Source organism: Natronincola peptidivorans (assembly GCF_900111615.1).
GTDB lineage: Bacteria > Bacillota > Clostridia > Peptostreptococcales > Natronincolaceae > Natronincola_A > Natronincola_A peptidivorans.
The window spans coordinates 1-19,215 of record NZ_FOHU01000015.1 but is presented as its reverse complement, the minus strand read 5'-3'; the positions used below and the strand labels follow the sequence as shown (position 1 = coordinate 19,215).

Genomic DNA, 19,215 nt, shown 5'->3' with positions numbered 1-19,215 from the left:
ATAGCCTGGTTTGTGGCAAAACAAAAGGGATTTCTTATGAATATAAGAAAATATATTTATGCTGGGAAAAAATCCTGTAAAGCTACCACTTGATAAAAAGTGAAAAGCATACCAATACCAAGGAGGACACAGTATGCTTCAAAAGCCAGGTGTTTTATGATAATAAAAGAATTATCCTCTGCTGAAAGAATGAAAAGGCTAGTTACAAGGGAAGGATTAGACAGAGTGCCTATCATTCCATTAGCTAGCTTATATACAGCATATATCTCAAATATCAGTGCAAAAGAGTACTTTCTAGAGCCTGAAAAAGCAATGGAAGCACAGCTTTGGGCCCGTGATCTTCATGGGTATGATGCTGGGCCATCCTATAATATACCAGACTGGGGAGGATGGGATTTTGGTGGTATTCTTGAAATACCTACATCACCAAGAATAAGCCTTCCAAGAATGGTAAAAAAAGCTGTTACCTCTACGAAGGATGTGGAGAAGCTGGAAGTACCTAATCCTAGTACAGCTCCAGCTATGAGTAGATCCTTGGTGTTTGCTAGACTCAGTAGGGAAAAAGGATTTCCAGTTTCCGTATGGGGTGGGTCACCTATGGGGATAGTGGTAAGCATAATAGGCGCTGAAACATTGTTAAAGTGGTTACGTAAAGAACCTAGCCTAGTACATAGACTCCTGCGTTTAGCTACTGATTATATTATAGAAATTGCCAAGGTATATACAAATGAATTTGGTGGAGAAAACTGTTCAGCTCTTGCAACCTATCCTATGGAGTGTTTTGCAATGATGTCTCCCAAAATGTTTGAGAAATACAGTCTGCCTTATGTGATAGAAATCCATGAAAAGCTAATAGAGATGGGCATTAAAAAATGGACAATTCATTTATGTGGTGACCACACGAGAAATTTGATTCATTGGCAACAATCCATTAAGCTGATGCCTAGGACTATATTTACCCTAGGGCATGAGATGGATATGCTAAAAACTGCAGAAGCATTAGGAGAGGAGTATATCATAGGTGGAAATATCCACACAACCTTGATGCAAATAGGGTCAGCCAATGAAGTATATAGAGCATGTAAGGAAACAATAGAAAAAATGAAATATATACCAGGAGGCTTTATTTTAGCCCCAGATTGTGTTCTACCATCTCTTACTCCACCTATCAATCTACATGCTATGGTGAAGGCTTGTAGAGATTTTGGAAAGTATGAGTAAATCCAAGCCCCTTTTGCAACAGGAAAAAATGATAAAACAAATCTGATGGATGAAGAAAATAATTCGGAGGAGTTAAAATGAAAAAAATCATTGACTTTCAGTGCAGCTATGACAATTCTACAAGCATTAGTAAGGAAGTCATAAAAAATACCGGTTTGAAATTTCCAGAAGCCTATAAAAATTGGCAAAGCATGGCTCAGCTAGCCATAGCCATAAAAAAGCATGATAAGGCAGTCTTTTGCGAACTGCCATTTTGTCATACCCTTGAAGGTGAAGCCCTAGGTGGAAGTATTAATTATGGTGATGAGAAGATTGGACCAAGAGGAAAGGGATATATTTGCACAACTGCAGAAGAACTATTAAGCTTACCTGAAATCGACTATTCAAAAGGTCGTATAGCAGAAGTTTTAAAAGCCTGTAGGTATCTTAGGGATGAAGGAGAAAATGTTGCATTATATATTTCAGGTCCCTTTACCATTATGAATGTTTTAGCTGATCCCCGGCATATTTTTAGGATATTTAAAAAAAGTCCAGAGGCTATGAAGGCTATCTTTGACAAATTGCAGGAGGAAACATTGCGATTTGTTGAGGAAACCCAAAAAGTAGGTGTTAATATCATCAGCTATGGAGATTCTACTGGAGGCTTAAACATTTTAGGACCAAAGCTTGCAGAAGAGGTTGTAGAAATCTTCACGTATCCACTGTTTAAAAGAATTGAGAAAATACTGGATGATAAAACGATTCTTTTGCTTTGTCCTAAAACTACATTTGCATTATTGGGAACGGATAAAGCTAGGTGGAAGGATGTTGACCTAGGGAGGCCTATAAAATATGTTGAAGCCTGTGTAGAAGTAGCTGGTGAAGCAAAATTTGTGGGAGAGATGTGTATAAAGAACAAAGGATTTTTCTTGAAAAATGGTGTAATTAAAACAGTGACTTTGTTATAAATGAAGTATATAAAATGAAGCTTAATAAAAAGCTGACATTTGCAATAATAATGGGCCTATAAAGGGAGGCTTTTAGATGCATAAAGATGATCAAATGACACCAAATGAAGGCTTGACGTCTCTCGTGACAGGAAAACCCATGGATGGGCTATTGGCTATGCAGCTGTTTCTTCTATGTCTAAATTAGTGCTAGAAGTGACTCATAAAGAAAAGAAACACTATTTAGGGTTTCTTCTAGAAAATATGAAAAATGGCCATTAGATCCAAAAAAATTCCTTTAAAATATAAAATTATTGTGGTATATAGAATGGAGGCAAAAGAATGTCAGTATCAAAAGAAGAATTAATCAAAAGGCTGTCAGATGGAGTAGTAAATATGGAGGAAGAAGATGTAATAGAAGTAGTCAATGAATATCTGGAAGCAGGGTATCCGGCATTTGATGCTATCATGGAGGGACTTGTGGATGGTATGAACCGCGCAAGTCAATTATATGAAGAGGAAGAGTATTTTGTTACAGATGTATTATTATGCTCAGACGCAATGTACGAAGGTTTATCAGTACTGAGACCCCATCTTCCTGCAAGTGAAGCTGAAAAAGTAAAACCAAAGGGGATTATAGGTGTTGTAGAAGGTGATACCCATGACATAGGCAAAAATTTAGTGAAAATCATGCTGGAGACAGCAGGCTTTGATATGGTTGATTTAGGAAGAGATGTTCCTTTACAGAGCTTTGTTGATAAAGCAAAAGAAGAGAATGCATCCTTTGTATGTATGTCAACCTTGATGACAACAACTATGGGTGGTATGAAGACTGTGGTGGAGCTGCTAAGGGAAGCCGGTATACGAGAGCAGGTGAAGGTAGTCATCGGTGGAGGACCCATTTCAAAGAAATATGCCGATACCATTGGTGCAGATGGTTATTCACCTAATGCAGTTGAGGCAGTGAAATTAGTAAAAAACCTATTGGATATAGCCTAGAAAGAGGTGAAAACATATGTTATCGCCGATAGAACGACTAAATAAGGTCTTCAACAGAGAGACCGTTGATCGACCACCCTGTATTTGTCCCGGTGGCATGATGAACATGGTGACAACAGAGCTAATAGAAGAAGTGGGCATAAAATTTCCAGAGGCCCATATGAATGCAGAAATGATGGCGGATTTAGCAGCTGCAGTCTATGAAAAAGGCTGTTTCGAAAACTATGGTGTACCTTTTTGCATGACCATTGAGGCAGAGGATTTTGGAGCAAAGGTTGATATGGGGACAAATATCTATGAGCCTCATGTTGTTGAATATATCATAGATTCTGTGAAGGAATGGGAAAAGATACCAAAGATCCAGTTTCAGCAAGGAAGAGGAAAAACAGTGATAGATGCTATAAAATTGTTAAAAGCTAAGGGTAGTGATGTACCTATCATAGGCAATCTCACGGGACCTATTAGTACCGCAAGCTCTATTATGGAACCTGTTGTGTTTTATAAAGAGTTAAGAAAAAGCAACACCGCTGCCCATGAGTTTATGAATTTTGTTACAGAAGAACTGATACTATTTGCAAAAAAGCAAATAGAAGCAGGAGCGGATATCATTGCTATTTCTGACCCAAGCGGCACAGGTGAAATCTTAGGGCCAAAGCTATTCGAAGAATTTGCTGTAAAATATATCAATAGAATTATTGATGCTGTACACCAAGAGAATATAGGTACAATTGTGCATATATGCGGAGGCATGAAGAAAGTCTATCCAGAGGCAAATAAAATCAGAGCCAATGTGCTGAGCTTTGATTCTATTGTCAGTATGAAGGAAGCAAGAGAAAACCTGTCGGATAGATTACTAATGGGAAATGTTAGTACCTATGCAATTGAATTTGGAGAGCCACAGAAAATTGCTGAACTAACCCAAAAATGTGTAAAGGATGGAGTCAACATCATATCTCCAGCCTGTGGACTGGGAATGAAGTCTTCATTAAAAAATGTGAAATCAATGATAGAATCCTTAACAAAAGGAGATGCAGTCATCGATGCCTAAGATTTTCATTAAAAACAAAAAGGAAGCTATTGAATATATACCAGATAGAGATCTACTACAGCTACTATTAGAAAATGATATTTTTGTGGATAATCCCTGCAATGGTAAAGGTCTTTGTGGAAAATGCAAGATTAGACTTCTAGAAGGAAATCTCCCAGCTATCTCAGCAACAGAAGAGAGGCTTTTAAAGAAAGAAGAAATTTCTTCAGGCATAAGATTATCCTGTCTTGTGGTACCACAAGAAGATATTACAATTGAAATCCTACAAAAAGAAAGAAAACACGAAATTCTTACAAAGGGATATATACCAGAATTCGATTTTCATCCTGCCATAAGCAAAGAGATCTATGAAATAGAGAAACCCACCTTAGAGAACCAAAAAGCATTTGAGGATGCTCTGTGTAATGCGTTAGGCATAGAAGAACTTGATTGGCAGCTATTGCAAAAGAATGAAGTCACCTATGGACAAATCACTGGAGTTTTTCATGGTGAAGAGCTAATTGGGATTGAGGCAGGTGATACCACAGATACTCTCTATGGAATGGCCATTGATATCGGAACCACAACAGTGGTAGCGGCATTAGTTAATATGAAAACCGGTGAAGAATTAGCCACAGCCTCCATCATCAATCCTCAAAAAAGATATGGTCTTGATGTACTGACTAGAATCACTTATGGGTTAGAGAATCCTAAGGATGCTAAAGAAAAACTGCAACATGCAATTGTAAATGCCATCAACCAAATGATAGGAGAGCTATGTAGTAAAGCAAAAATAGATAGAAATAATATTTACGAGATCGTCGTTGCAGCAAATTGTACAATGATGCATTTTTTGTTAGGAATAGATGCAACATCCATCGGAAAATCTCCATATGCACCAGCATTTGTAAAAGCAAAAAACATATCAGCTATGGATATAGGCATAAAAGCAGCTGCAGCTACAAGATTGTATTGTCTTCCATCAGTTTCAGCCTATATTGGTGCTGATATCGTAGCAGGGGCATATGTTTGTCAATTGCACAAAAAAGAGGGAAATCATTTATTTATAGATATTGGAACCAATGGAGAGATTGTTTTATCCAGCGATGGCAGGTTATTATCCTGCTCCTGTGCAGCAGGACCAGCCCTAGAGGGAATGAATATAAGTTCAGGTATGAGGGCTGCAGAGGGTGCAATCGAAGATGTGAAGATTAGTGATGATGGGATTGAACTTAAAGTGATAGGAAATCTAGAGCCAATAGGAATCTGTGGCAGTGGGATACTGGCGGCTGTAAAAGAGTTGCTTCGTATAGGGCTGGTGAAAAAAGATGGAGGCTTCATAAAAAAAGAAAAATTAGAGGAATCTGATTATCGTTATGATATGCTCCAATTAGACGGAATAAAACGAGAATTTGTCCTAAAAAAGAGTCCTGGAGAGCTTTTGATTACACAAGGGGATGTTAGACAAGTACAATTAGCAAAGGGTGCAATTCTTTCTGGATTTTATGCATTACTAAAACAGGCAAATATCCAAATGAATCAACTCCATCAAGTGATGATAGCAGGACAATTTGGTGCTCATTTGCCTGCTGAAAGCCTAGTGGGAATAGGTATCCTACCACAAGAGGTTGAAGACAAGCTGGTATATGTAGGAAACTCCTCTAAAACAGGAGCATATATGGCCCTGATGTCAACCGAGGTAAAGAAAGAAATTGAAGAACTAGCAAAACAAATGGGCTATATGGAACTGGGGGCATCGGAAGGCTATGAAAGACTGTTTACACGATGTCTTTTGTTTTCTAATTAAGGTGTAACTTACAAGATAAATGGGTGGCAATGTCACCCATTTTTTGTGTCTTCACTGGAGAAGAATATATAGTTATGAAGTTTTCATAGCCAACATAACCTCCAGAAGGTTTCTAGGACCTAATGCTGCTTTATATGGAGATGAAATTCCTCTGTATTTCGGTGCTACTTATAAAGGAAAGGTCAATTGCACATCACCAGCATCTAGGGATTCTATAGAAAGCTCTTCATGAAAAGGCTTTAAAAAGCCTTTAAGTAAACCAATATCCTGTAACTTGGGATCAAGCCAAAGCTTTTCAGCTGACTTTTCCAAAATCACTGGCATTCTGTGGTGCAGATTTTTCATCTGTTCATTGGGAGCGGTGGTTAAGATGGTAAAGGCTTCATAGGGGTTATTATACTTGTCTCTAAAAGTATTATATAAGCCTGCAAAACCAAAAATACCTCCGCTTTTCAGAGTAATTTTATGCTTTACATTTTCATTGTTTATCTTTTTCCATTCAAAAAAACCATTGGCTGGGATAATGCATCTTTTTGTTAAAAAAGGGGTTTTGAAGGTTGGCTTTTCATCTACCGTTTCACTTCTGGCATTAATTAAAAGCTTATCCGTAAAAGCAGGCTTAAATCCCCACTTCATTAGCTGCAATTTTTTTTCTTCCCCCTCTATAAGAATAGGTACGGATTCTGAAGGAAATATCTCAGCTTTTGGTTCAAAAACAATATTAACTGGTCTCAATCCAAATCTTTTGACGATTTCAGCTAAATCAACTGTTAATAAAAATCTTCCACACATTCTTTCACCTTCTCTATAACTTTTATTACTACATAGTATAGCATAATTATTGGAAAAAATAATGGTTTAGAATCGTTGCATCTATATATGTAAATCATTGAAGCACGACCCCATGGACGTCTCCTAGAAATAAGTTACCAAAGGGTGGGAAAAAATGTATAATTGATTTATATAGTTGTGACTCAAGAAAAGTAATCATAGCATAAAAAGCCAAGCAAGGTTTAGGAGGTAAAAATGTGAAAAGTGATGGGGGATATAAAATAGAAGCATTTCCAACAAGTAGAATAGCGACTATTGATATTGGTGCAATCGGCTTAAAAAAACATCACATAAAAGCATTGATAGAACTAGATGTTACAGAAGCACGGAAGAAAATTTTAGAAAAAAGGAAACTATCTCAAAAAATTTCCTTTAACTCATGGCTCATTAAATGTATTGGCTGTGCAGTGGAAGAATTTAAAGAAATTCATGGAATAAGAAAAGGAAAGAGTAAAACAGTCATTTTTGATGACATTGATATATCAATTATGATAGAAAAAGAGATTGAAGGAATGAAGGTGCCATTACCCTATGTTATTCGAAAGGTAAATGAAAAAAGCATTTCTGATATTAGCAGCGAAGTAAGAGCAGCACAGAATCAGGCGGTGGAGGATGAAGGAAATTACATATTAGGGGAGAAAAAGAATGATCTTTTGATGAAAATATATTATGCTATGCCGGGATTTATAAGGAGTTTGATATGGAAGCATATTCTTAGGAATCCTTTTTTAGTAAAGAAAAATATGGGAACTGTGATGATAACATCTATTGGCATGGTAGGGAAAATCAGGGGTTGGGTGGTACCAGTAAGTGTTCACCCACTATGCTTTGCGGTTGGTTCCATTATTAAAAAACCAGGTGTCATAGGGGATAAAATTGAAATACGAGAATATATCCATATAACAGCATTGGTTGACCATGATATCATCGATGGTGCTCCAGCGGTTAGAGCTTTGTCCAAGCTTACGAAAATGATTGAAAATGGGTTTGGATTATAAGCATCTTAGATGAAAAATGTGCAGGAATCAGGCGACCACAGATCGCCCCTACTATTGGTATGAAAAAAACAAACTACCCGCGTAAAGCAGGTAGTTTTACTTATCCTCCATATCCTTCAGTCTATTCTCTTCACTTAAACTTAGATGATCGTCATTTTCTGTAATATGAGGATTGTTTTCATTAAATGGATTTGGAATAGATATACACAGTATTTGTACATTTTTATTGGTACTATTGGTCCAATTATGGGGAATACTTGAAGAATAATGGGCAGAGTCTCCAGGATACAGGTAATGCTTTTTATCCTTATAAAGCAGGGTTAGTATACCTTCAAGAACATATACAAATTCTTCTCCCTGATGAGGATAAGTTTGCAGCACTTCAGTAGTTTTCAAAGTAGGCAAAATTTTAATTAACCTTGGATAGAGTACATGAGCATTGTTAGTGGAGAGAGATGTGACGATGTAGTTTTCTCCAATAACATCTAAGATTTCTTGTTCATGACTTTTTAATACGACAGAGTTTTCTTCAAGCTTATTAGGAAAGAAATAGCTTAAGCCTACATTATAGACCTCTGCAATCTTTGCCAAGGTATCTATAGCGATTGTATTGATACCACGCTCAAATTGGGATAAATATCCTACGGATAAGTTGGTTTTTTCACTTAACTCTTTAAGTGTTATTTTTTTTTCTTGACGAAGCTGCTTTGCTTTTGCACCTATTTGTGTTTTAATTTTCAGCATTAGAACCCTCCTTAACTGAAACATCAGTGTTTAATAAATACTTATTTCACGTATGTAATGTGATTATATTATACCATACATGAAATAACCTAAGAACATCAGCATAAAAATAATAACAGATAGATTCATTATATCAAAAAAATCTATAATAAATTCATATATGTGAAATATATTACACTAAAATTCACAAAACTCAATATAACAGATTGACTATTTCACAATAAGCATCTATAATGTAATTAAGAGGAGCGAAAATGCTTTAGATTGACTAATTATTAACAATATGATCTATGGAAGGATAAAAACTATACATAGAAGTGCAAATGATTAAAATGACAACAGGAGAACAAAAAGCCTAAGAAAGGTTGTGCTTTAATATGAAGCAAGCACTGGTCTTTAATGCTCAGCGATTTTCATTACATGATGGGGAAGGAATTAGAACCACTATATTTTTCAAAGGATGTGGACTTTATTGCAGATGGTGTCATAATCCTGAAAGTCAAAGCTATGCAATGCAAGTGCTGGGTTATGAGGAAAGATGTAAAAAATGCGGAGCTTGCATCATGGCATGCCCAAACAATGCAGTAAGGGAGTCAGAAGGTCAGATTGTGCTGGATAGAGAAAAATGTAAGGCCTGTGGGAAATGCATAGATTATTGTGCCTACAATGCATTGGAGATGGCAGGAAAATACTACACAACAGATGAGCTAGTGAATATAGCAAAAAGGGATATGATCTTATATGAAGAATCTGGAGGGGGAGTTACTCTTTCTGGTGGAGAGGCTATGTCTCAGCCTATAGAGTTCCTTTTGGAATTATGTAAGAAACTAAAAAAGATAGGAATTCATGTTACCATGGATACTTGTGGATTTGCTCCAAAGGAATCCTTTAGAAGGCTGGCACCCTATATAGATTCTTTTTTATATGATATGAAAACCTTAGATGAAGATAAGCATAGAGAATTTATAGGTGAAGGGTTAGATGTAATACTAGATAATCTAATAGAAATTAATAAGCTTTCTTCTCATATTCATATTAGAATTCCCATCATAGGGAAATTCAATGATGACTTAGAAGAAATGCTAAAGGTAGCTGAATGGCTATTAGCAAATAAAATTAAAGTACAAAGTATCAACCTATTACCTTATCACAGTGCAGGATCAATAAAATACCAACGATTAGGACTCTCTTATGATCATGAAGCAATGGGTGTTCCTGAGGAAAGCAAAATGGAAGAAGTCAAAAAAATTTTTATAGAAAAAGGGTTTCAAAATATAAAGATAGGGGGCTGATGACATGGAACTTAGAGGTATGAATGAAAGGGTAAAAAATCTACGTCAACAAAGTGTTACAACTGAACCAAGGATTTATATGGAGCGTGCTGACTTAATAACAGATGCTTATATGAAGTATGACGGCACTGTGTCCATTCCAGAAATGCGGGCGTTGGCATTTAAGCATTTTATGGAGAACTATGCCCTATGTATAAACGGTGGAGAGTTAATTGTAGGAGAAAAAGGGGATGGGCCCCAAAAGTCTCCAACTTTTCCAGAACTATGCTGTCATACAATAAAAGATATGCAGGTTATGAATGACAGAGAGTTAATCAGCTTTAAAGTAAATGAAGAAGATATTAAATTGCAGGAAGAAAAAATAATACCCTATTGGAAAGATCGTTCAATTCGCAGTCGTATAATAAATGCTATGACTGATGAGTGGAGAGGCTGCTATGAGGCTGGGCTTTTCACAGAGTTTATGGAGCAAAGAGGTCCAGGACATACTGTAGGATCTACAGCTATCTATGAAAATGGATTTAAAGATTATAAAGAAAAAATTAAAAAGCACATAGAAGCATTAGATTTTTCAAATGACCCAGAGGCTCTTAGCAAACATGAACAATTAAAGGCTATGGACATTGCATGTGATGCAATTATTATTTTAGGAGAAAGATATGCAGCTTTAGCAAGAGAGATGGCAGCAAAGGAAGCTGACCCAGTTAGAAAAGAAGAGCTTTTACAAATAGCCAAGAACTGTGATGTAGTTCCCGCTAATAAACCAGAAACATACTGGCAGGCTATTCAGATGTACTGGTTTGTGCATTTAGGTGTTACTACTGAGCTTAACCCTTGGGATGCATTTAGTCCTGGCAGATTAGACCAGCATTTATATCCTTTCTACAAAAAAGAGGTAGCTGAAGGAAACTTAGATGATGAAAAAGCATTGGAGTTGCTGCAATGTCTATGGGTTAAATTTAATAACCAACCGGCACCGCCAAAGGTAGGTATTACATTAAAGGAAAGCAGTACCTATACAGACTTTGCAAATATAAATACTGGCGGTATTACTGCTGATGGGCAGGATGGAGTAAATGAAGTAAGCTATTTAATCTTAGACTGTATGGATGAGATGAAGCTATTACAGCCTAGCTCTAATGTTCAAATCAGCCGTAAAACCCCTCAGCATTTTCTAAAAAGAGCCTGTGAAATATCTAGAAAAGGATGGGGCCAACCGGCTTTCTATAACACAGAGGCCATCATCCAAGAGCTGTTAAATGCAGGAAAAACCATAGAAGATGCTCGCCTGGGAGGAACCAGCGGCTGTGTTGAGACAGGTGCTTTTGGAAATGAAGCCTATATCTTAACAGGATATTTCAACCTGCCAAAAATATTAGAAATAACTCTCCACAATGGCTATGATCCTGTTGGTAAAAAACAATTGGGATTAAAGCTAGGTTATGCAGAGGACTTCAAAAGCTATGAGGAGCTTTTTGAAGCCTATAGAAAACAAATAGAGCATTTTGTAGATATTAAGATGAAGGGTTCAAATGTTATAGAGACGATATATGCAAAATATATGCCAGCACCTTTCCTATCAATTATTACCAACGATTGTATATCAAAAGGCAAAGACTATAACGCAGGAGGCGCTCGCTATAATACCAACTATTTACAAGGGGTAGGTATTGGAACCTTAACGGACTCCCTAACAGCTATAAAATATAATGTATATGATCAGAAGAGATTCACCATGAAGGAGCTAATGGAAGCATTAAAAGAGAATTTTGAAGGACAGGACCTTATTGCTCATTTAGTAAGAAACAAAACACCTAAATATGGTAATGACGATGACTATGCAGATGGAATTATGCAACAAGTGTTCAATGCATATAAAGGCATTGTTAATGGACGTCCTAATATGAAGGGTGGAGAATATCGTATCAATATGCTTCCAACCACCTGTCACGTTTATTTTGGAGAAGTCATGCTGGCTAGTCCTAATGGTCGTTTAGCCCATAAGCCCCTTTCTGAAGGAATATCACCTGAAAAAGGAGCAGATACATTAGGACCTTCTGCAGTAATTCGTTCAGCATCAAAAATGGACCATTTAAACACAGGGGGTACTTTATTAAATCAAAAATTCACTCCGTCAGTAGTGAAAGGAGAAGAAGGATTAGATAATATGGCAAGCTTAGTGCGCACATATTTCAATATGGATGGACATCATATCCAGTTTAATGTTATCGATAGAGAAACATTGATTAAGGCTCAAAAGAACCCAGATCAATACAAAGACTTAATCGTTCGTGTTGCTGGATACAGTGATCACTTCAGGAATCTAAGCAAAGTTCTTCAAGATGAGATTATAGGACGTACAGAACAATCTTTTGAAGGATAAGAAGGCAAGGTATTTGAGCTTGACTAAGACTAGGTAGTGACTACAGGAAGAAGGTTGGATTTATGAAACTAGGATTCATTGGTTGTGGTAATATGGCTCAGGCTATGATGGGAGGCATTATTGCAGGGAACTTGATCCCTGCTGATGAAATAATAGCTTCTGATGGATATAAACCTAGCCTGGAAAAAACTAAAGAAAACTTAGGTATACATATTACCATGGATAATAAGGAAGTTGCAGTGAATAGTGAGCTGATTGTACTATCTATAAAGCCACAATTTTATGATGTTGTTATAAAAGAGATTGCACCAATCATAAAGGAAGATACAATTATTATCACCATTGCACCAGGAAAAACCCTAGAGGATTTAGAAAATCAATTTGGAAAAAAAGTAAAGATTGTAAGAACCATGCCCAATACCCCAGCAATGGTAGGGGAAGGAATGACAGCTATGTGTGCCAATGATCTTGTAGCTGAAAAAGAGATGAAGGAAGTCAAAGGAATACTAGAAGGATTTGGTCGTGTAGAGATGGTGCCAGAATACGTGATGGATGCTGTTGTTGCTGTGAGTGGCAGTTCTCCAGCTTATGTATTTATGTTCATTGAAGCCTTAGCTGATGGTGCTGTATTACAAGGAATGGATAGAGCTCAAGCCCGTATCTTTGCTGCACAGTCTGTTCTAGGCAGTGCCAAGATGGTCCTTGAAACCAAGCTTCATCCAGCAGAGCTAAAAGATATGGTTTGTTCCCCAGCAGGAACAACGATAGAAGCAGTTAAAACCCTTGAAGATCGAGGCTTCCGCAGTGCTGTAATTCAAGCTATGGATTCATGTGCAAAACGCTGTAAAGATATGTAGCAAGCGTGCTTTGAAGTTATATAAAAAAGGTTTAAAGAAAAGGGAGTAGATGACTACTTCCTTTTCTTTTTGCAACAGAAAACCCACAGTTCCACCGGCAGTTCTGAAGAAGGGAGAGGGGGTAGACTTGAGTTATTTACTTGCATGGATGAACCACAGCATTGACAGTGCTAGTATCCTGGTGATGCCTTTAAGTATGGTAGTAGAAATCAGTTAACAAAAGGTGGGAAAAAATGTATAATTATTATATAGACTGAGCTATGTGTATATAAATTACATCAGTAATCTACAAAATCATTTAGGAGGTTTGGATATGCCTTGGTGTCCAAAATGCAAGCTGGAGTACAGAGACGGATTTGAAAAATGCAATGATTGCAAAATTGATCTAATTGAAGAGCTAGAAAAACATGAGAAAGAAGCTATTGTATTTGATACTGAGGTACTGTTGACTTCAGTTACTGATCATATACATGCTGATATCATTGAAGCCAAGTTAAATGATAGTGGAATTCCGGTTTTAAAAAAGCATAGAGAAATTGGTGGATATTTAAATATTTATATGGGGATGACGAGTTTAGGTATAGATATATATGTTCCTTCAAAATTACTTGAAGAGGCAAAGGAAATTATTTCCTTAGATGTATCAGAGGGTGAAGTTGCACTATTGACAAATGACAAAACTAGTGACGATGAGGAAGCTATCAAGAAGGCAGAAAAAGAATATAAAAAGAAAAGACTAATGCGAGTGTGGATTATACTATTATTTTTCATGCCAGGATTTATCTGGTTAATCTATGGCCTAATAACAATGCTGATAAATCTCTTCTCGCCCCTACAACATGGGATTATCAGCATGTAGGGGTCGGTTTCCATGCCGACCATCGGTTTTGCATATGACGCATCATCTTTTTACAACGGATCAGATAAACAATGGGAAGCATAAAAAATATTTAGTAATGTAAACAAAAGGTGGAATAGTGATGAAATCAAAATATGGCAAACTAATGCTGGTAATAGGGATGTTTGTTTTGATAGGGATAGTCTATAGAGCATCCATAGATGAATACATCTATGAAGATGCATCTATTTTTTTTGATGAAGGTATAGCTATTGTTAAAATGGATGGGTTATATGGATCTATTAATAAAGAGGGAGAAATCATACTAAGTCCAGAATTTGAAGATATTTATTACTTTTCTGAGAAATATATTAAAGTAAAAAAAGATGGATATTATGGACTTGTTGATGAAGAAGGACAAATAATCCTAGAATTAGCTTATGAAGAAATTGGCTCCTTTCTGCCGGATGCACTTATTCGAGTAAAAAGAGATGGCAAGTATGGTTATATTCATCAAGATGGCAGCATCATTGTTGAACCTAAATATGATGATGGGGACTTATATTTCACAGAAGCACTAGCTAAAATTAAAAAGAATGAACAATGGGGCTTTATCGATAGAAACGGGGAAGTTATTATAGAGCCACAATATCAGGAAATTTATGGATTCCGTGAAGGCTTGGCTGCTGTAAAGATCCATGGTAAATGGGGGTACATAGATAAACTAGGAGGCTGGGTAATTGAGCCTAAGTACGATAATGCTTTTAGCTTTGTAGAAGGCTTTGCAGCTGTAGCTATGGGGGACAAATGGACTTACATAGACAAGGAAGAAAACTTTTTGACAGAGCCAAAATTTCATGGGGCAATTTATTTTTCAGAGGGATTAGCAATGGTAGGGGTCGAGAGGTCAGACGGCTCCAAAGTAGGGTACATAAATCAAACAGGAGAAATGGTGATAGAGCCAATATTCACTAGCGGCTCAAATTTTACAAGGAATGGTGCAAGAGTACAATTAGGTGATAAGTGGGGCTATATCAATAATAAGGGAGAATTCCACATAGAACCGCAATATGATGCACTAGAGGTCTTTTATAATGATTTATTTACGATGATGCCAAATTACAGTGACAATAAATGGGGTCTAGTGGATATAAAGGGGGATGTTGTGTTAGAGCCGCAGTTTGATGAAATAAAGCCTTTTAATTATGAATTAGGCATGATAAAACTAGATGAAAAGTATGGATTAATCGATAGTAAAGGCAACATCCTGATAGAGCCACAGTTTGACGTAATCGATGCATTTACTTCACCAAACTATCTTAGGATTAAAACACAGGAGCAATATGGATATATGGATATAAGGGGTAAAATCATTATTCAACCTCAATACGATGCAGTCGGACTATTTCAGGAAGGTTTAGCTGCTGTCAAAGTCAACAACCAATGGGGCTTTGTGAATGAGGAGAATCAGTGGGTGATTAAGCCTCAGTATGATGAAGCTAAAGGATTTAGTAATGGACTGTCGCCAGTAAAGATAAATGGGAAGTGGGGGTATATAGATAGGACTGGGAAAAAAATATTGTAGGTAATTATGTTTGATTTTACATTATTTCTTCGGGCATCACAGATGAAAAATGTATAGCAAAATCATTATTCACCGTTGTTATAGGGAACGCCTTCTATGTCGTTCCTGATGGATCATGCGTAATATATTACATATTCGGGCGACCGCAGGTCGCTCCTACATGGTGCGTGGTGCCCCTATCTGTTGTGTGGTATCGTATATTGTAGGGGCGGTCTTTGACCGCCTGATTAATGGCACATCATCTTTCTAAAGCGCAACAGATGAATATGAAGGAAATTTTAATAATATCAGTTATTTGGTGTCAATATGGAAAAAATATAATAATGACTAATCAATTTTAGGGGTGACAATATGTTCTTAATAATTATTTCTTTAATGACAGGCTATATAGGTATGCTTATAGGAAGCGCTCATAATCTAGGGGGTGTATTAGGAATTGTAGGTTTTTTAAGTCCTGCTTTGTTTATTTTGCAGAAAATATATTTAAAACTAGAAGAATTGGAGGAAAAGTAAATTAGTTTACAGCAACTTTATCTATTTTTTTAATCTGTTAAACCTTTTATACTCCTCCATCACCTCAAAGATCTCCTGCATACTACTATACCGCACCACCACCTCAAAGCTAATCAATCCAAGGGTATAACATACAGCTGTAAAGGGTCGATAGGACAGTTTATTTAAAAGATACCCTGAGGCGCCATATAGCAGTATGGCTACAGCCAAGGAAGAAGTTAGCACCTTCAAGATCAGCACCTCAGAGATCTTTTCTAAAAAAGTATCCACCACATCCTTAGAATAGGCTCCTAAAAAACAAAAGAGATAAATGTAAGCAAAGAGGGTGACATCCTCCAGTAGATTTAGCATTACTTTGCACCCTCTTTAGAGACTAAGGGAGAAATGGTCTTGGGCTTTTTAGCTTTAAAGCTTTTATTTGACTCTATCCTATAAACAAAGTTTTGTAGGGTGGACAAGCTAACAAAAGATAAAAGCAAGATAACCATGTAGACAATAGATTTTTCTAAAGCATCCTCAGCAAAATAAGAGGATTTGTAGGATATATAAATATTCCATGAGAGAATTACAGTAATCATACATAAAATCATTGCGATTCCTTTTGTGATAGGGGTTTTGGTTTTCATATTTTTTTTCACCTTCCTTTCTTTATTGACTCTGCCAAATTTTCTTGTTGATTTTCTTATAGTTCATCATAGTAAGAGGTATTGGGATTCGTCATCCTGAACAACGTGAAGGATCTTTGTAAAGCTTAATAAAATAGACCCTTCGCTGCGTTCAGGATGACATTTACCTTAATAACATCAGGTTCAGTAAGACTACACTATACAGCTTCAATTAGGGTATCAGTAGTTGTTTCAATGATATAAGCCGAATGAATCTCATCCAGTTCCCCATAGCTTGTCTGCACTGCGTTTTCATCTAGGATAATTTGCATGGCTTGTTGCACTTCACTGACCTCAAGGTTATCCTTTGGATCAGCGATATTTAATGCCACTGTCCTGCCTTCTGTGGTTTTGAAAAGCAATCTTAATCGTCTGTTCACGCTTTTACCTCCCTTCTATAAATTTTTACTGCATGATGCTTCTAGGATTCTACGATTTGGTACTGTTCAGTTCCAACAACAGTTTCTGCTTGGAATTTACTTAATCCTATCACAGAAGCGGCAGTATTATACATAGCTGTCAGTGTGGCTGTTGGCTTCATGTTTGCAACTCTTCTGGTAGAATATTTGTGATTTCCATTGAGATCTGTTTCAGTAATAAATCGAACTGAAGCATATTTACTTTCGTTGAATTTTGTTACCGGCATATTTTCACCTCCTTTCAAAATTATAATTCAAACTTTTTCACTACTTTGTCACCTTCCAGTAGCTCTTGGTCATAATCCATAACAAACAAATCCTCTTGAGGAACCTCTTCCTCCTCTAATACCTCTGATACATCCTTCTCTAGCGGGTCCATCATGGATAACTGTAGAGATTCAAAGGCTACATAAATCTCTTCATTGGGTCTGAACTTTCGAACAGCCACTAGGTTTTCATCATTCAGCTCAATATCACTGAGAATGATGCTGATGGATTGGTTCCAATTATCAGAGAACACCTTGTTGCTAATATCAATCTTTTTAATCTTTGCAATCAGTTTGGTAGTGGGCATTACTTCTTCTCCTTTCTTAAAAATTCATCCCTATCCCCGCCAGCGGGATGGTGCTGTAGTTCGAACATCCACATGGGTAAAGGTGGGGTAGATACCAATTCCAGTAAAGCCTAATTCCTCTGCCATCTGGCCAATGGCCTCTGGGGAATATCCCGGCACCTTAATGTCTGCAGCTCTCCCTAGCATATGCTGACTATTAGGGCTTCCCCCCACCTGACGATTATGCTCTAGGGTACGATAGCCAGAGGTGAGATTCACCGGGCCTCCCACCCGATCCCGAAGCTGCTGCAGCTTTTTTAGCAATCGATGATCCAGCTTCACCAGCTGGGTACCGCCTCTACATTGAAACTCCCACAGCTGAAAGTTTTTAGCGATCTGAATTCTATTCATGATAGACCTCCTTCCTAAGTTTTTTTCATTATACAGAATGAATTTCAAATATTCAGTGAAGGGGGAGTAAAGAGGGCAAGGAAAGCATTGGAAAAACTCATAAAAATTTTATAAACAAAACAGAACGTATGTTCAAAGGGGGTGAAAATAGGGGCTTTTAAAAAAGGTAGAGACAAAGAGAAAGGAAGATGATTAAGGCTTATGAGGTGGCGAATGGATAAAAGGGAAGAAAATAAGTTTGTTCTCTTGATAGTATTAAAGTTAGGACAAGAGAGTTGTCTTTTCTTGTCCAGAGAATCTATCAATTAGATTTTATTTATAATTGTGGGTCAAATATCTTTACAAATGACAACTTCCACTGTGGATAATAGCTTGCAAAATAACCCCGCTAGATATCCCGGTTAATGAATTAGAAGGTCTTATTACTACCTGTGAGTTTGGCGGAATCGATACAACAGTAGGAAGTTCTACTCGTGCTGACCAGGTTGGTGGGTTTTCGGAGGTTGGGAACAATTGAGTACCAAACCCACCAATATCTAAAACATAAATTTCACCTAGGTAGATATCGAAATCACCAAATACTGACGGCTGTGGCAATGTAGCCATAAAACTCACCGCCTGCCCACCTCTAGGAGCAAAGTTCACATAGGCTACTCCGCCTGTTCCAAAAGGCACAGCAACCACAGGTCTTAGAACTATAGAACAGGGGTAATGGATAAGGCCGGGGACACAAAGGACATCCCCAGGATAGATGATATTAGGGTTGAGAATATGGGAGTTACTTGCTATAAGTGTTTCTAATCTTACCCTAAGCATTGTAAATGTCAATCCCGAAATGCACAAAATTTATAATCTCAAAATGTACAATTATTATAATTAGTGGTTATTATTTTTCCTAACTTCAAGTAACTCAACTTTTCCTTTTAATCTATAAGAAGGTCCTGTTATTTTAATAATACTTGAATGATGGATCAGCCTATCTAATATGGCATTAGCAAGTGTAATATCTGAAAAAACTTCCCCCCATTTACTAAAGGGTTGATTAGTAGTAATGATGGTAGAGTTTTTTTCATATCGCCTATTGATTAATTGGAATAGCAGATTAGCTCCCTGTTTATCAATAGGCAGATAGCCTATTTCATCAAT

Annotated in this window: 22 protein-coding genes; 12 read left to right on the top strand and 10 right to left on the bottom strand. The window is 37.0% G+C overall.

Translation table 11 applies throughout. The features are described 5' to 3' along the window. Positions 1 to 156 precede the first annotated feature (156 nt). From BMX10_RS13845 to BMX10_RS13825, 5 genes are all read left to right on the top strand, one after another. Positions 157 to 1,221, top strand: coding sequence for a uroporphyrinogen decarboxylase family protein (locus tag BMX10_RS13845; RefSeq protein ID WP_090445501.1), 1,065 nt, complete (start codon positions 157 to 159; stop codon positions 1,219 to 1,221). A gap of 77 nt (positions 1,222 to 1,298) precedes the next feature. Continuing rightward, the gene (locus BMX10_RS13840; protein ID WP_090445497.1) at positions 1,299 to 2,168 is read left to right on the top strand and encodes a uroporphyrinogen decarboxylase family protein; all 870 of its coding nucleotides are present in this window, start codon (positions 1,299 to 1,301) and stop codon (positions 2,166 to 2,168) included. 321 nt (positions 2,169 to 2,489) lie between these two features. Further along, on the top strand, positions 2,490 to 3,146 hold the full coding sequence (locus BMX10_RS13835; RefSeq protein WP_090445494.1) for a corrinoid protein: 657 nt from the start codon (positions 2,490 to 2,492) through the stop codon (positions 3,144 to 3,146). A gap of 16 nt (positions 3,147 to 3,162) precedes the next feature. Beyond that, entirely contained in the window at positions 3,163 to 4,194 is a 1,032-nt protein-coding gene (locus BMX10_RS13830) for a methylcobamide:CoM methyltransferase MtbA (protein WP_090445491.1), read from the top strand. After that, positions 4,187 to 5,980 (top strand): ASKHA domain-containing protein, encoded by a 1,794-nt coding sequence (locus tag BMX10_RS13825; RefSeq protein WP_090445488.1) that lies wholly within the window; start codon positions 4,187 to 4,189, stop codon positions 5,978 to 5,980. The genes BMX10_RS13830 and BMX10_RS13825 overlap by 8 nt, the downstream gene beginning before the upstream one ends. Before the next feature lie 168 nt (positions 5,981 to 6,148). Here BMX10_RS13825 and BMX10_RS13820 read toward each other — a convergent pair whose 3' ends face one another. Further along, positions 6,149 to 6,772 (bottom strand): SOS response-associated peptidase, encoded by a 624-nt coding sequence (locus BMX10_RS13820; protein ID WP_090445485.1) that lies wholly within the window; start codon positions 6,770 to 6,772, stop codon positions 6,149 to 6,151. 236 nt (positions 6,773 to 7,008) lie between these two features. Between BMX10_RS13820 and BMX10_RS13815 the strand changes: the two genes are divergently transcribed. Beyond that, on the top strand, positions 7,009 to 7,809 hold the full coding sequence (locus BMX10_RS13815) for a 2-oxo acid dehydrogenase subunit E2 (protein ID WP_090445482.1): 801 nt from the start codon (positions 7,009 to 7,011) through the stop codon (positions 7,807 to 7,809). A 96-nt stretch (positions 7,810 to 7,905) separates the two neighbouring features. Here the strand turns inward: BMX10_RS13815 and BMX10_RS13810 are convergent, their stop codons facing one another. After that, on the bottom strand, positions 7,906 to 8,553 hold the full coding sequence (locus BMX10_RS13810; protein ID WP_330387929.1) for a helix-turn-helix domain-containing protein: 648 nt from the start codon (positions 8,551 to 8,553) through the stop codon (positions 7,906 to 7,908). 377 nt (positions 8,554 to 8,930) lie between these two features. On the opposite strand from BMX10_RS13810, the gene BMX10_RS13805 reads away from it, so the two are divergent. The 6 genes from BMX10_RS13805 (at position 8,931) to BMX10_RS18080 (ending at position 16,021) form a co-directional block, all read left to right on the top strand. Continuing rightward, the gene (locus tag BMX10_RS13805) at positions 8,931 to 9,845 is read left to right on the top strand and encodes a glycyl-radical enzyme activating protein (RefSeq protein WP_090445479.1); all 915 of its coding nucleotides are present in this window, start codon (positions 8,931 to 8,933) and stop codon (positions 9,843 to 9,845) included. 4 nt (positions 9,846 to 9,849) lie between these two features. Further along, entirely contained in the window at positions 9,850 to 12,228 is a 2,379-nt protein-coding gene (gene hypD, locus BMX10_RS13800) for a trans-4-hydroxy-L-proline dehydratase (protein ID WP_090445475.1), read from the top strand. A gap of 62 nt (positions 12,229 to 12,290) precedes the next feature. Next, positions 12,291 to 13,085, top strand: coding sequence for a pyrroline-5-carboxylate reductase (gene proC / locus BMX10_RS13795; protein ID WP_090445469.1), 795 nt, complete (start codon positions 12,291 to 12,293; stop codon positions 13,083 to 13,085). A gap of 313 nt (positions 13,086 to 13,398) precedes the next feature. Next, positions 13,399 to 13,944 carry a putative signal transducing protein gene (locus tag BMX10_RS13790; RefSeq protein ID WP_090445466.1) on the top strand — a complete coding sequence of 182 codons (546 nt, stop codon included), beginning with the start codon at positions 13,399 to 13,401 and terminating at the stop codon, positions 13,942 to 13,944. Between the two features lie 121 nt (positions 13,945 to 14,065). Next, the gene (locus BMX10_RS13785) at positions 14,066 to 15,508 is read left to right on the top strand and encodes a WG repeat-containing protein (RefSeq protein ID WP_090445463.1); all 1,443 of its coding nucleotides are present in this window, start codon (positions 14,066 to 14,068) and stop codon (positions 15,506 to 15,508) included. A gap of 351 nt (positions 15,509 to 15,859) precedes the next feature. Further along, the gene (locus BMX10_RS18080; protein WP_170834829.1) at positions 15,860 to 16,021 is read left to right on the top strand and encodes a hypothetical protein; all 162 of its coding nucleotides are present in this window, start codon (positions 15,860 to 15,862) and stop codon (positions 16,019 to 16,021) included. A gap of 21 nt (positions 16,022 to 16,042) precedes the next feature. On the opposite strand, the gene BMX10_RS13780 is transcribed toward BMX10_RS18080, so the two are convergent. The 8 genes from BMX10_RS13780 to BMX10_RS13745 form a co-directional block, all read right to left on the bottom strand. Then, positions 16,043 to 16,372: a hypothetical protein gene (locus BMX10_RS13780; RefSeq protein WP_090445460.1), complete on the bottom strand. Its 330-nt coding sequence runs from the start codon at positions 16,370 to 16,372 to the stop codon at positions 16,043 to 16,045. Next, positions 16,372 to 16,647: a hypothetical protein gene (locus tag BMX10_RS13775; RefSeq protein WP_090445457.1), complete on the bottom strand. Its 276-nt coding sequence runs from the start codon at positions 16,645 to 16,647 to the stop codon at positions 16,372 to 16,374. The genes BMX10_RS13780 and BMX10_RS13775 overlap by 1 nt, the downstream gene beginning before the upstream one ends. 197 nt (positions 16,648 to 16,844) lie before the next feature. Beyond that, a complete protein-coding gene (locus BMX10_RS13770) occupies positions 16,845 to 17,066 on the bottom strand; it encodes a DUF2922 domain-containing protein (protein WP_090445454.1) in 222 nt (73 codons plus the stop codon). A gap of 41 nt (positions 17,067 to 17,107) precedes the next feature. Then, positions 17,108 to 17,332 (bottom strand): DUF1659 domain-containing protein, encoded by a 225-nt coding sequence (locus BMX10_RS13765; RefSeq protein ID WP_090445451.1) that lies wholly within the window; start codon positions 17,330 to 17,332, stop codon positions 17,108 to 17,110. Positions 17,333 to 17,352: 20 nt separating this feature from the next. Further along, positions 17,353 to 17,679, bottom strand: a complete 327-nt coding sequence (locus tag BMX10_RS13760; RefSeq protein ID WP_090445448.1) for a hypothetical protein — start codon at positions 17,677 to 17,679, stop codon at positions 17,353 to 17,355. A 30-nt stretch (positions 17,680 to 17,709) separates the two neighbouring features. After that, the gene (locus tag BMX10_RS13755; RefSeq protein WP_090445445.1) at positions 17,710 to 18,069 is read right to left on the bottom strand and encodes a YcbK family protein; all 360 of its coding nucleotides are present in this window, start codon (positions 18,067 to 18,069) and stop codon (positions 17,710 to 17,712) included. Positions 18,070 to 18,408: 339 nt separating this feature from the next. Further along, positions 18,409 to 18,885 (bottom strand): YoqH family protein, encoded by a 477-nt coding sequence (locus BMX10_RS13750; RefSeq protein WP_090445442.1) that lies wholly within the window; start codon positions 18,883 to 18,885, stop codon positions 18,409 to 18,411. A 60-nt stretch (positions 18,886 to 18,945) separates the two neighbouring features. Beyond that, a partial coding sequence (locus BMX10_RS13745; protein WP_170834828.1) for an ATP-binding protein occupies positions 18,946 to 19,215 on the bottom strand: 270 nt, incomplete at its 5' end.

Coding starts and splice junctions, on each gene's coding strand:
- BMX10_RS13845 (WP_090445501.1), top strand. CDS start 157: ATGATAATAAAAGAATTATCCTCTGCTGAAAGAATGAAAAGGCTAGTT.
- BMX10_RS13840 (WP_090445497.1), top strand. CDS start 1,299: ATGAAAAAAATCATTGACTTTCAGTGCAGCTATGACAATTCTACAAGC.
- BMX10_RS13835 (WP_090445494.1), top strand. CDS start 2,490: ATGTCAGTATCAAAAGAAGAATTAATCAAAAGGCTGTCAGATGGAGTA.
- BMX10_RS13830 (WP_090445491.1), top strand. CDS start 3,163: ATGTTATCGCCGATAGAACGACTAAATAAGGTCTTCAACAGAGAGACC.
- BMX10_RS13825 (WP_090445488.1), top strand. CDS start 4,187: ATGCCTAAGATTTTCATTAAAAACAAAAAGGAAGCTATTGAATATATA.
- BMX10_RS13820 (WP_090445485.1), bottom strand. CDS start 6,772: ATGTGTGGAAGATTTTTATTAACAGTTGATTTAGCTGAAATCGTCAAA.
- BMX10_RS13810 (WP_330387929.1), bottom strand. CDS start 8,553: ATGCTGAAAATTAAAACACAAATAGGTGCAAAAGCAAAGCAGCTTCGT.
- BMX10_RS13805 (WP_090445479.1), top strand. CDS start 8,931: ATGAAGCAAGCACTGGTCTTTAATGCTCAGCGATTTTCATTACATGAT.
- hypD (WP_090445475.1), top strand. CDS start 9,850: ATGGAACTTAGAGGTATGAATGAAAGGGTAAAAAATCTACGTCAACAA.
- proC (WP_090445469.1), top strand. CDS start 12,291: ATGAAACTAGGATTCATTGGTTGTGGTAATATGGCTCAGGCTATGATG.
- BMX10_RS13790 (WP_090445466.1), top strand. CDS start 13,399: ATGCCTTGGTGTCCAAAATGCAAGCTGGAGTACAGAGACGGATTTGAA.
- BMX10_RS13785 (WP_090445463.1), top strand. CDS start 14,066: ATGAAATCAAAATATGGCAAACTAATGCTGGTAATAGGGATGTTTGTT.
- BMX10_RS18080 (WP_170834829.1), top strand. CDS start 15,860: ATGTTCTTAATAATTATTTCTTTAATGACAGGCTATATAGGTATGCTT.
- BMX10_RS13780 (WP_090445460.1), bottom strand. CDS start 16,372: ATGCTAAATCTACTGGAGGATGTCACCCTCTTTGCTTACATTTATCTC.
- BMX10_RS13775 (WP_090445457.1), bottom strand. CDS start 16,647: ATGAAAACCAAAACCCCTATCACAAAAGGAATCGCAATGATTTTATGT.
- BMX10_RS13765 (WP_090445451.1), bottom strand. CDS start 17,332: ATGCCGGTAACAAAATTCAACGAAAGTAAATATGCTTCAGTTCGATTT.
- BMX10_RS13760 (WP_090445448.1), bottom strand. CDS start 17,679: ATGCCCACTACCAAACTGATTGCAAAGATTAAAAAGATTGATATTAGC.
- BMX10_RS13755 (WP_090445445.1), bottom strand. CDS start 18,069: ATGAATAGAATTCAGATCGCTAAAAACTTTCAGCTGTGGGAGTTTCAA.
- BMX10_RS13750 (WP_090445442.1), bottom strand. CDS start 18,885: ATGCTTAGGGTAAGATTAGAAACACTTATAGCAAGTAACTCCCATATT.